This window comes from Kitasatospora sp. NPDC036755, from assembly GCF_040636595.1.
Taxonomy (GTDB): domain Bacteria; phylum Actinomycetota; class Actinomycetes; order Streptomycetales; family Streptomycetaceae; genus Kitasatospora.
The window spans coordinates 1-5,512 of the sequence record NZ_JBEZUT010000448.1 but is presented as its reverse complement, the minus strand read 5'-3'; the positions used below and the strand labels follow the sequence as shown (position 1 = coordinate 5,512).

Sequence of the window (5,512 nt, the reverse complement as noted above, 5' to 3'; positions counted from 1 at the left end):
CCCCGGTGCTCGCCCGCAGCACGACCTCGGTCGGCAGGGCCGGCCGGGCGGGCCGCCCGTCCCCGTCGGACTCCAGCGCCAGCTCGACGGCACGGGCGCCCAGCCGCTCCAGCGGCATCCGCACCGTCGAGAGCGGGGGCGCCACGTCCGCGGCGAACGGGATGTCGTCGAAACCGGCCACGGACATCCGGCCGGGCACGTCCACGCCGCGCGCGCGCAGTTCGCCGAGCGCTCCGACCGCACAGATGTCGGACAGCGCCAGCACGGCGGTCGGCCACTGGGCCCGCGGGCGGTCGAGCAGCCTCCGCATCGCCTCGCGGCCTCCCTCACGGGTGAACTCCACGTGCTGGACGGCCCCTTCGGCCGGTTCGAGGCCCGCCTCGGCGAGGGCCTCGCGCACCCCGGCGAGCCGCTCCACCGGGACCCGCAGCCGCTCCGGCCCGGTGATCACAGCGAACTCGCGGTGCCCGAGCTCCAGCAGGGCGCGGGTCAGGGCGGCCGCGCCGCCGCGGTTGTCCGGCAGGACCGCGGCGTAGTCGGGCCCGTGGTCGGTGATGGTCGCGATCCTGCCGCCGTCGGCCCGGTAGTCGGCGAGCGCCGCGTCGACGGCCCGGACGGCGGCCGGGTCGGTGTGGGCGGAGCCGGCCAGGACGATGGCCCGGACGCGCTGGCCGTGCAGCATGCGGATGCCGCGCACCTGCGTCTGCGGATCGCCGTCCGTGTTGACCACCAGCGGGAGCAGCCCGGCCCGCCCGGCGGCGTCGGAGACCCCGCGGGCGACGGCCGCGAAGTACGGGTCGGCCACGTCGTGCAGCAGCACGCCGACGTTGGCCGTGGCCGCCCGGGCGAGGGCCTGGGCCGGGGCGTTCGGCAGGTACCCGAGGGCGTCGGCGCTGGCCCGGACCTTCGCCGCCAGTTCCCCGCCGACCGTCCGGGCCGAGCCGTTGAGCGCGCGGGAGGCCGTCGCGAGCGAGACCCCGGCGTGGCGGGCGACCTCGCTGAGAGTGACACCCATCGACCGTTCCCCGCTTTCCGCCACCACGTGCATTGACGCGCGCAGCATATCTCCATAACCTCCGGGAAAGCGCTTTCCACCTGACCGGTCAAGACTGACGGCTCAAGACGCGGAGGACCACGCATGACTCAGAGGACGATCGGCGTCGTGATGAACGGCGTCACCGGCCGGATGGGCTACCGCCAGCACCTGGTGCGCTCGATCCTGGCCATCCGCGAACAGGGCGGCCTCGCACTGGAGGGCGGCGACACCCTGTGGCCCGAGCCGATCCTGGTCGGCCGCGACGCCCGCAAGATCCGGGAACTGGCGGACCGCCACGGCCTGACGCACTGGACGACCTCGCTCGACGAGGCGCTCGCCCACCCCCTCGCCGAGATCTACTTCGACGCCCAGGTCACCCCCGCCCGCGAACCCGCCCTGCGCGCCGCCATCGCGGCCGGCAAGCACGTCTACACCGAGAAGCCGACCGCCGAGTCCCTCGACGCGGCGCTCGAACTCGCCCGGCTCGCCCGGGAGGCCGGCGTGTGCAACGGCGCGGTGCAGGACAAGCTCTTCCTGCCCGGACTGCGCAAGCTCAAGCGCCTGGTGGACGGCGGCTTCTTCGGCCGCATCCTGTCGGTGCGCGGCGAGTTCGGCTACTGGGTGTTCGAAGGCGACTGGCAGGAGGCGCAGCGCCCCTCCTGGAACTACCGCGCCCAGGACGGCGGCGGCATGATCCTCGACATGTTCCCGCACTGGCGGTACGTGCTGGACCAGGTCGTCGCCCCCGTCCGCTCGGTGTACGCCCACACCGCCACCCACATCCCCGAGCGGGTCGACGAGCAGGGCCGCGCCTACCCGGCGACGGCCGACGACGCCGCCTACGGCATCTTCGAACTGGAGGGCGGCATCACCGCCCAGATCAACTCCTCCTGGGCCGTCCGGGTCGACCGCGACGAACTGGTGGAGTTCCAGGTCGACGGCACCGAGGGCAGCGCCGTCGCCGGGCTGCGCAACTGCCGGATCCAGCACCGGGCCACCACCCCCAAGCCGGTGTGGAACCCGGACCTGCCGGCCACCGAGCGGTTCCGTGAGCAGTGGCAGCAGGTCCCGGACAACGGCGAGTTCGACAACGGCTTCAAGGCGCAGTGGGAGCTGTTCCTGCGGCACGTCGCCACCGGCTCCGCGTACACCTGGGACCTGCTGGAGGGCGCCAAGGGCGTCCAGCTGGCCGAACTCGGCCTGCGCTCCGCCCGCGAGGGCCGCCGCCTCGACGTCCCCGCCCTGGAGATCCGATGACCGAGCTGAACCTCCCCGGCCTCGGCCGCCACCGGCTGGGCACCCCGGAACCGCTGGACCTCCCGGCACACCCCCCGCGCAGCCGCACGGCCTTCGCCGCCGCGCACGTCGTCGCCGACCCGCTCGGCGCCAACGCCCCCGGCGCCCCGGCCGCCGTCGACTGGGAGGCCACCCTCGCCTTCCGCCACCACCTCTGGTCGCTGGGCCTCGGCGTCGCCGACGCCATGGACACCGCCCAGCGCGGCATGGGCCTGGACTGGACCGCCACCCGGGAGCTGATCGTCCGCTCCGGCGCCGAGGCCCGCGCCGTCGGAGGCAGCCTCGTCTGCGGCGTCGGCACCGACCAGCTCACCGCCCCGGGCGCGGACCTCGCCGCGACCACGGCCGCCTACGAGGAGCAGCTCGCGGTCGTCGAGGAGGCCGGCGCGCGGCCCGTCCTGATGGCCAGCCGCGCCCTCGCCACGGCGGCCCGCGGGCCGGAGGACTACCTCGACGTCTACGGACGGCTGATCGGCCAGGCCGGGCAGCCGGTGATCCTCCACTGGCTCGGCGAGATGTTCGACCCCGCGCTGGCCGGCTACTGGGGCTCCGCCGACCTGGACACGGCCACCGAGACGGTGCTGGCGCTGATCCGCGAGAACCGCGCCGGCATCGACGGCATCAAGGTGTCCCTGCTCGACGCCGAGCGGGAGATCGCCCTGCGCCGCGCCCTGCCCGAAGGCGTCCGCCTCTACACCGGGGACGACTTCGACTACCCGCGGCTCATCCGCGGCGACGAACTCGGCCACAGCCACGCGCTGTTGGGCGTCTTCGACCCGATCGCCACCCGCGCCGCGGCCGCGCTGCACGCCCTGGACGCCGGCGACACCGACCGGTACGACGCGCTGCTCGCCCCCACCCTCCCGCTGGCCCGCCACCTGTTCGCGGCGCCGACGTACCACTACAAGACCGGCATCGTCTTCCTCGCCTGGCTGGCCGGGCACCAGAGCCACTTCACCATGGTCGGCGGGGCCCAGAGCGGCCGTTCCGTGGCCCACCTGGTGGAGCTGTTCCGGCTGGCCGACGCCGCCGGGGTCCTGCCCGACCCGGACCTGGCGGCGCACCGGATGCGGCAGTTCCTCGCGGTGGCGGGGGTGGCGGCGTGAACCGGCTCTCGCTGAACCAGATCACCACCAAGGGCTGGAGCCTGCCGGAGGCGGTGCGCGGCTGCGCGCAGGCCGGAGTCCCGGCCATCGGGCTGTGGCGCGACAAGGTCGAGGAGGTCGGCGTCGGACGCGCGGCCTCGCTGATCCGCTCGGCGGGCCTGACCGTCAGCAGCCTGTGCCGGGGCGGGTTCCTCACCGCCGAGGGACCGGACGCCCACCGGGCGGCGCTCGCCGACAACCTCCGTGCCCTGGAGGACGCCGCCGAACTGGGCACCGACACCCTGGTGATGGTCGTCGGCGGGATCCCCGAGGGCAGCCGCGACCTGGCCGGGGCCCGGGAACGGGTCGCCGACCGGCTGGCCGAACTCGCGCCGTACGCGGGCGATCTGGGCGTACGGCTGGCGATCGAGCCGCTGCACCCGATGTTCTGCGCCGACCGCGCCGTCGTCTCCACCCTCGGCCAGGCCCTCGACCTCGCCGAGCGCCACCCCGTCGAGCAGGTCGGGGTCGTCGTCGACAGCTACCACGTCTGGTGGGACCCGGACCTCGCCGCGCAGATCGCCCGCGCGGGCGCCCGGATCGCCTCCTACCAGGTCTGCGACTGGACGCTGCCGCTGCCCGCCGACGCGCTGCTCGGCCGGGGCCACGTGGGCGACGGGCACATCGACTTCGGCGCGCTGACGGCGATGGTCACGGCCGCCGGGTACACCGGCTGGATCGAGACCGAGATCTTCAACCAGGAGATCTGGGACACCCCCGGGGAACGGACCCTCGCGACGGTGGTCGAGCGCCACCGCGCCCACGTGGTGGGCGCATGAGGGTCGTCCTCGCCCCGGACTCCTTCAAGGGGACGGTGACGGCGACCGACGCCGCCCGGGCGCTGGCCGAGGGCTGGCGCTCGGTGCGGCCGGACGACGAACTGATCGCCCGTCCGATGGCCGACGGCGGCGAGGGCACCGCCGCCGCCGTCGCGGCCGCCCTGCCCGGCACCACCGAGCACGACGTCCCCGGCTGCACCGGCCCCGACGGACGGACGGTCACCGGGCGGTACGCCCTGCTCCCCGACGGCACCGCGCTGGTCGAACTCGCCGTCGCCAGCGGACTGCCCCTGATGGCCCGCGCCGCGCCGCTCACCGCCACCACCCGGGGCACCGGCGAGGCCGTCGCCGCGGCCCTCGACTCCGGCGCCCGCCGGCTGACCGTCGCCCTCGGCGGCTCCGCCTCCACCGACGGCGGGACCGGCCTGCTCGCCGCGCTCGGCCTGCGGCTGACCGACCCGCAGGGACGGGAACTGCCCGACGGCGGCGGGGAGTTGACGCGACTCCACCGGGTCGACAGCACGGGCCTGCGCCCGGCACCGCCCGACGGCGTGGTCCTGCTCACCGACGTCGCCGACCCGCTGCTCGGCCCGGACGGCGCCGCCGCCGTCTACGGCCCCCAGAAGGGGGCGGGCCCGGACGAGGTGGCCCTGCTCGACCGGGGCCTGTCCCGGCTCGCCGCGCTCCTCGGCGGCGACCCGGCGCAACCCGGCGCCGGAGCCGCGGGCGGCACCGCCTACGGCCTCACCGCCGCATGGGGCGCCGTCGTCCGCCCCGGCGCCGCCGCCGTCGCCGACCTCCTCGGCCTCGACCGGGACATCGCGGCGGCGGACCTGGTGATCACCGGTGAGGGCCGGTACGACGCGACCAGCCTGCGCGGCAAGGCCGTCGGCGAGGTCCTCGGCCGGGCCGCCCGCGCCGGCGTTCCCGCCCGGATCGTCGCGGGCGAGTCGACCGACGACCGGGTGCTCACCCTGAGCGCGCTCGCGGGCGACCCGGCCTCCGCCCGGCAGCACGCCCACACCTGGCTGGCCCGCGCCGGAGCCCGGCTCGCACAGGACGCGGAGACCGGCTGACCCCGCGCCGGCCCGGCCGGGGGCGGCGGCGGCTCGGCCCGCTCCACGACGGGGTCGGCCGAGCACGGGAGCACCGGCTGGGTGCCAGTCGTCGGCGAGGCGGCGGGCGCCAGGGGGGCCGGGTTCTGGGTGCCGGTGGTGTCGTGGACCTCGACGTGCTCCCGGCGGATCTCCTCCCGG

At 76.0% G+C, this 5,512-nt stretch carries 5 protein-coding genes; 4 read left to right on the top strand and 1 reads right to left on the bottom strand.

The features are described 5' to 3' along the window. Positions 1 to 1,015 (bottom strand): LacI family DNA-binding transcriptional regulator (locus AB0E96_RS37635; RefSeq protein ID WP_359830817.1); only part of this gene is annotated, 1,015 nt, incomplete at its 3' end. Between the two features lie 123 nt (positions 1,016 to 1,138). Here AB0E96_RS37635 and AB0E96_RS37630 point away from each other — a divergent pair. From AB0E96_RS37630 to AB0E96_RS37615, 4 genes are read left to right on the top strand one after another with little or no spacing between them, the layout of a single operon-like run. Continuing rightward, the gene (locus AB0E96_RS37630) at positions 1,139 to 2,293 is read left to right on the top strand and encodes a Gfo/Idh/MocA family oxidoreductase (RefSeq protein WP_359830815.1); all 1,155 of its coding nucleotides are present in this window, start codon (positions 1,139 to 1,141) and stop codon (positions 2,291 to 2,293) included. After that, on the top strand, positions 2,290 to 3,438 hold the full coding sequence (locus tag AB0E96_RS37625; protein WP_359830813.1) for a dihydrodipicolinate synthase family protein: 1,149 nt from the start codon (positions 2,290 to 2,292) through the stop codon (positions 3,436 to 3,438). Before AB0E96_RS37630 ends, AB0E96_RS37625 begins: the two co-directional genes overlap by 4 nt. Further along, positions 3,435 to 4,256 carry a sugar phosphate isomerase/epimerase gene (locus AB0E96_RS37620; RefSeq protein ID WP_359830810.1) on the top strand — a complete coding sequence of 274 codons (822 nt, stop codon included), beginning with the start codon at positions 3,435 to 3,437 and terminating at the stop codon, positions 4,254 to 4,256. Before AB0E96_RS37625 ends, AB0E96_RS37620 begins: the two co-directional genes overlap by 4 nt. Continuing rightward, complete coding sequence (locus AB0E96_RS37615) at positions 4,253 to 5,332, top strand: glycerate kinase (RefSeq protein ID WP_359830807.1); 1,080 nt, start codon at positions 4,253 to 4,255, stop codon at positions 5,330 to 5,332. Before AB0E96_RS37620 ends, AB0E96_RS37615 begins: the two co-directional genes overlap by 4 nt. The last annotated feature ends 180 nt before the right edge of the window (positions 5,333 to 5,512 follow it).

Excerpts from the sequence above, each read along its gene's own strand:
- AB0E96_RS37630 (WP_359830815.1), top strand. The coding sequence starts at position 1,139 with ATGACTCAGAGGACGATCGGCGTCGTGATGAACGGCGTCACCGGCCGG.
- AB0E96_RS37625 (WP_359830813.1), top strand. The coding sequence starts at position 2,290 with ATGACCGAGCTGAACCTCCCCGGCCTCGGCCGCCACCGGCTGGGCACC.
- AB0E96_RS37615 (WP_359830807.1), top strand. The coding sequence starts at position 4,253 with ATGAGGGTCGTCCTCGCCCCGGACTCCTTCAAGGGGACGGTGACGGCG.